The organism is Kitasatospora sp. NPDC059571, from assembly GCF_042735675.1.
GTDB lineage: Bacteria > Actinomycetota > Actinomycetes > Streptomycetales > Streptomycetaceae > Kitasatospora.
In genome coordinates this window covers 1-3,366 of the sequence record NZ_JBHWBW010000275.1, presented here as the reverse complement: position 1 = coordinate 3,366, position 3,366 = coordinate 1, and the positions used below count along the sequence as shown (strand labels likewise).

Annotated in this window: 3 protein-coding genes; 1 reads left to right on the top strand and 2 read right to left on the bottom strand. The window is 73.8% G+C overall.

Annotation, left to right across the window (positions count from 1 at the left end):
* The first annotated feature begins 107 nt into the window (after positions 1-107).
* A complete protein-coding gene (locus ACFV0G_RS25700; RefSeq protein ID WP_380552449.1) occupies positions 108-884 on the top strand; it encodes a GNAT family N-acetyltransferase in 777 nt (258 codons plus the stop codon).
* Here the strand turns inward: ACFV0G_RS25700 and ACFV0G_RS25695 are convergent.
* Both ACFV0G_RS25695 and ACFV0G_RS25690 read right to left on the bottom strand, forming a co-directional pair.
* Positions 881-1,804, bottom strand: coding sequence for a glutaminase (locus ACFV0G_RS25695; protein WP_380552446.1), 924 nt, complete (start codon positions 1,802-1,804; stop codon positions 881-883). The genes ACFV0G_RS25700 and ACFV0G_RS25695 overlap by 4 nt on opposite strands.
* Before the next feature lie 124 nt (positions 1,805-1,928).
* Positions 1,929-3,122 (bottom strand): RtcB family protein, encoded by a 1,194-nt coding sequence (locus ACFV0G_RS25690; protein ID WP_380552443.1) that lies wholly within the window; start codon positions 3,120-3,122, stop codon positions 1,929-1,931.
* Between the last annotated feature and the right edge of the window lie 244 nt (positions 3,123-3,366).

Sequence of the window (3,366 nt, the reverse complement as noted above, 5' to 3'; positions counted from 1 at the left end):
GACCAGGAGGCCCACGCCCCGCTGCGGGCCCCGTGTCCCCGCGGGGCGGGCACGGTCCACGGGGTGCCCCGCCCACCGGGGCCCACCCCTTCGGCATGATCGGGACCATGACCGCCCGCACCGCCCGTGAACTGGCCGCCCCCGCCGACCTGCGCGCCGCGGCCGACGACGACCCGCTGCTGCTCTGGGCCGCCCGCGGCCTCACCCGCGGCGCCCGCGCCTGGCACCTCGGCGACGCCGCCGCGGTCGCCTCCCCCGCGCTCTCCGGCCGCGACCGGATCGCCGTCCGCGGACCGCTCGACGACGCCCTCCCCCTGCTCCGCCAGGTCCTCGACGCCACCGGTCCGGCCTTCCGCCCGCTCGGCGAACGCGCCCTGGTCACCGCCCTCGCCCGGCGGCTGCCGGACCTCGCGCACGCCGGCGATTTCGGGCTGATGACGACCACCGGCCCCGCCCTCCCCCCGGCGCCGCCCGGCCTGCCCGCCGCGCACTGGCTCGCCCCGGCCGAGCTCCCCGAGGCCGCCGCCCTCCTCGACCGGCACTTCGCCACCTCGTACGCCCACCCGCAGCGGCCCGGCGCCGACGCCTGGGCCGGCGTCCGCGACCCGCACGGGCGGCTCACCGCGATCGCCGCCGACGCCTGGAGCTCCCCCGAGGTCGGCCTGCTCGCCGGTGTCGCCACCGACCCCGCCCGCGGGCGCGGCAACGGGCACGCCGAGGCCGCCTGCCGGCTCGTCCTCGACCGCCACCTCACCCGGCGCGGCCGCGCCGCCCTGCTCGTCGACGACGCGAACACCGCGGCGATCCGCCTCTACACCCGGCTCGGCCTGCGCCTGCACCCGCTCGCCGCCGCCCACCGGACGGCCCCGGACGGCCGGGTCTAGAAGATCGACCAGCCGGTCGCCGTGGTCAGCGCGTCCAGTGCGGCCACGCCCAGCACGGAGTTCCCCGCCGCGTCCAGGCCCGGGCCCCACACACAGACCGCGCCGCGGCCCGGCAGCACGGCCAGCACCCCGCCGCCGACACCGCTCTTGCCCGGCAGCCCCACCCGGTAGGCGAACTCGCCCGCCGCGTCGTAGGTGCCGCAGGTGAGCAGCACCGCATTGATCCGCTTCGCCTCGCTGCGCGACAGCAGCCGCGTCCCGTCCACCCGCACCCCGTGCCGGGCCAGGAACAGCCCGGCCAGCGCCAGGTCGCGGCAGCTGGCCGCGATCGCGCAGTGCGCGTAGTAGTGCGCCAGCACGCTGTCCACCGGGTTGCGGAGGTTGCCGTAGCTGGCCATGAAGTGCGCCATCGCCGCGTTCCGGTGCCCGTGCCGGGCCTCCGAGGCCGCCACCGCGTCGTCCGCGGCGACCTCCGGATTGCCGGACTCGGCGCGCAGGAAGTCCCGGACCGCGCCCACCGCGTCCCCGGTCAGCTCCAAAAGCCGGTCGGTGACCACCAGCGCACCGGCGTTGATGAACGGGTTCCGCGGGATCCCCTGCTCGGACTCCAGCTGCACCAGCGAGTTGAACGGATTGCCGGACGGCTCCCGCCCCACCCCGCCCCACAGCCCCTCGCCGCCCTCGGCGAGCGCGAGCGCCAGCGTGAACAGCTTCGACACCGACTGGATCGAGAACGGCCGCTCCCAGTCCCCGGCGCCGTACACCCCGCCGTCGACCGTGGCGATCGCCATCCCGAACGCCGCCGGATCGGCGGCGGCCAGTGCCGGGATGTAGTCCGCCACCCGTCCCCGGTCCGGCACCCCCCGGGCCGTGTCCATCGCGTCCTCGAGCAGCTGCTGGTAATCCACCACGTCGTCCACGCGGCCATTGTGTCCCGTGGGCCCGCGCCGCGGACGGCCGGGACGACACCGCGCGGGCATCGCGCCGGGAGCACGCGCCGGCCGGGGCCCGCGGCGTGCGGACCCCGGCCGGGGTGATGGTGGGTCAGCCCTTCACGCAGACGACCTGCTTGAGGTGGGCGACCACCTCGACGAGGTCCTTCTGCTGGTCCATCACCTTCTCGATGGACTTGTACGCGCCGGGGATCTCGTCGACCACGCCCGAGTCCTTGCGGCACTCCACGCCCTTGGTCTGCTCGACCAGGTCGCGCGTGGTGAACCGCTTCTTCGCGGCCGTGCGGCTCATCTTGCGGCCGGCGCCGTGCGAGGCCGAGTTGAACGCGGCGTCGTTGCCCAGACCGCGGACGATGTACGAGCCGGTGCCCATCGAACCCGGGATGATCCCGTAGTCGCCGGAGCCGGCCCGGATCGCGCCCTTGCGGGTCACCAGCAGGTCGACGCCGTCGTACCGCTCCTCCGCCACGTAGTTGTGGTGGCAGCTGATCATCTCGTCGAAGGCCACCTTCGCCTTCGGGAACTCGCGCCGGACGACGTCCTGGAACAGCGCCATCATGACCGCGCGGTTGCGCTTGGCGTAGTCCTGCGCCCAGAAGAGGTCCTGGCGGTAGGCGTTCATCTGCGGGGTGTCCGCGATGAACACCGCGAGGTCGCGGTCGATCAGCCCCTGGTTGTGCGGCAGCGAACGGGCCACGCCCATGTGGTGCTCGGCGAGCTCCTTGCCGATGTTGCGCGAGCCGGAGTGCAGCATCAGCCACACCGAACCGGTCATATCGACACATACTTCGATGAAATGATTCCCACCGCCGAGCGTTCCCATCTGCTGCGCCGCCCGCTCGCGCTTCCAGAGGACCTCCGGCGCGATGCCGTCGAACCCGTCCCAGAAGCGGTCCCAGCCGCCGGCGGTCAGACCGTGGACCTTCTTCGGGTCGACCGGGTCGGTGTGCAGGCCGCGGCCGACCGGGATGGCCTGCTCGATCTTGGACCGCAGCCGGGACAGGTCGTCCGGCAGGTCCTTCGCGGTGAGCGAGGTCTTGACGGCGGTCATCCCGCAGCCGATGTCCACGCCCACCGCGGCCGGGCAGACCGCGCCGTTCATGGCGATCACGGAGCCGACGGTCGCACCCTTGCCCAGGTGCACGTCGGGCATCACGGCGAGGCCGTGCAGCCACGGCAGGGTGCTGATGTTGCGCAGCTGCTGCAGGGCCTGGCCCTCGACGGTGGCCGGGTCGGTCCACATCCGGATGGGGACCCGGACGCCGGGTACCTCGGTGTACGACATGGTGGTACGACCTCCAAAGGCCGGTTGGTTCAAGCGTAGTCAGGGATCACCGCGCGAAGAGTCCCGGCACGGTTCGGGGAAGCCTGGTGGGGTGCGCTCAGCGCACCGGGCACGGGGAGGCGGCGCGTCGTGGGGAGCTTCTGAACAGCTCGACCCGCATGGTGACCGCCTCCTCTCGACTGTGCCGGTGTGTGTTGCCGGGGGATATCTAGCCACGGGCGGGAGGCGGGCCGCAACGAAATAT